The sequence below is a fragment of the Microbacterium sp. CPCC 204701 genome (genome assembly GCF_004010105.1).
Taxonomy (GTDB): Bacteria; Actinomycetota; Actinomycetes; order Actinomycetales; family Microbacteriaceae; genus Microbacterium.
Window position 1 is genome coordinate 1 of sequence record NZ_RRYE01000497.1, and the last position, 1854, is coordinate 1854.

At 70.1% G+C, this 1854-nt stretch carries 1 protein-coding gene and 1 pseudogene; one reads left to right on the forward strand and one right to left on the reverse strand.

Annotated elements, in window-relative coordinates; genetic code table 11:
- Window positions 1-1238 (reverse strand): ABC transporter substrate-binding protein (locus EIO58_RS17200; RefSeq protein ID WP_127820474.1); only part of this gene is annotated, 1238 nt, incomplete at its 3' end.
- A gap of 134 nt (window positions 1239-1372) precedes the next feature.
- Between EIO58_RS17200 and EIO58_RS17205 the strand changes: the two are divergent.
- Window positions 1373-1854: pseudogene (locus EIO58_RS17205) on the forward strand (ROK family protein); the annotation flags it as partial.

A 1854-nucleotide genomic window follows, 5' to 3' on the forward strand; every position in this document is an offset into this window, starting at 1 on the left:
CCGGCGAACAGGTTGATGATTCCCTCGTTCATCGCGTTGCCGACGGTGGTGCCGAACGCGGTGTCGAGCCAGAGCTGCACGAAGGATGCCGCGGCGAGACCCTCGGCGACGGCCTGGAGGTTCTCGTCCTCGAGCGAGGCCTGTGCGGCGGTGACCGTCGGGATGCCCGAGCCGCTCTCGGCGAAGCGCTTCTGCACGTCCTCGCTCATGATGTACGCGAGCAGGTCCGCGCACTCCGGCGGAGCCTCCGCCGAGCAGCCGAAGCCGTCACCGCCGCCGAGCGCCGCAGTCGGGTCGCCTGCGGCGCCCTCGATGCCGGGAACCGGGAACCAGCCGAGGAAGTCCGGAACCTGCTGGTCGGGAGTGAGGCCGCCGATCGTGCCGGCGTTCCAGTGGCCCATGAGCTCCATGGCCGCCTGGCCGTTGGCGACCATGCCCGCGGAGCTGCCCGCGCCCTCCTGAGGCACAGTGCCGAGGAAGCCGTCCTGGAACGGCTCGATGCCGAGGAACTCCTCCAGCTGCTCACCGGCTTCGATCCAGCACGGGTCGCTGAAGTCGTACTCCGTCTCGGCCGCCGCCAGGGTCTCGGGCGAGCAGGACTTGAGCGCGAACTGGTACCACCAGTGCGCGGCGGGCCACCCGGCGCCGGCGCCGACCGCGATCGGCACGACGCCCGACTCGCGCAGCGCGCCGACGGCATCGACCAGCTCGTCGAACGTCTCGGGCACCTCGACGCCCGCGGCGTCGAACATGTCGGTGTTGTACCAGAAGCCCTCGATGCCGAAGGTGAACGGGATTCCGTAGGTCTCGCCGCCGACCTGCCACGGGTTGACCGTGGCCCCGACGCTCTCGATGGTGTCGGGGATCGCATCGTCGAGGGGCATCAGGTAGCGGTTCTCGACCTGATCGCGCAGTTCGCCGCCCGGCCACACCTGGAAGAGGTCCGGCGGGTCGCCCGCCGCGAGCGCGTTGGGGATCAGCGTGCGCTGCAGCTCTTCGTTCTGGTAGCCGGTCTGCTCGACGTTGACGCCGGGGTTGGCCTCTTCGAACTCGGCCGCGACCTCTTCCCAGACGTCCGGGAGCGGACCATTGGTGGCGTTGTGCCACCAGGTGATCGTCACCTCGTCGCCGTCGCCGCCTTCTCCTCCGTCACCGGCGGAGCATCCGGCGAGCGCGCCGGCCGCGATGCCTGCGGCGGCGATGCCGGCGAAGACGCGCATCGTGCTGCGTGTGTTCATCTTCGAACCTCTCGAAAGTTTCGACTCCAACGTCGAAAGTGATGTGGACGTGGCAAGAGTACGACGCCACGCGATTTGAGGTCAAGAGCAACAAATACCGATTCGGTCACGCTCCAGCCCGTACAGTGAGACGCGTGAGCGATCCCTCCCCGGCTGAAGGCATCCGCCAGCGAAACCTCGGCCGCCTCCTCCGGCTCGTCCACGTGGAGGGCCCCGTGTCGCGGGCCGCGCTCACCGAGGCTACGGGTCTGAACCGGTCCACGATCGCCGACCTCGTCGGCCAACTGGTGCGCGAGAGACTCGTGATCGAGCGCGCCCCCGATCCCTCTCGGCGCGTGGGTCGCCCCTCCCCCGTCGTCGTCGCGGATCCCGCGGTGGTCGCGATCGCCGCCAACCCCGAGGTCGACGCGCTCACGATCGCCGCAGTGGGCCTGGACCGCGGCATCCGTCTGCGCGAGCGCATCGAGGTCGATCACCTGCTGACTCCCGACGAGACCGCGCTGCTCATCGCCGACCGCATCGCGCAGTGGCGCGGGGGCGCGCTCTCCGACGCGCGCATCGTCGCGGTCGGCCTCGGCGTGCCGGGCCTCGTACGCGCGGCCGACGGGCTCGTGCG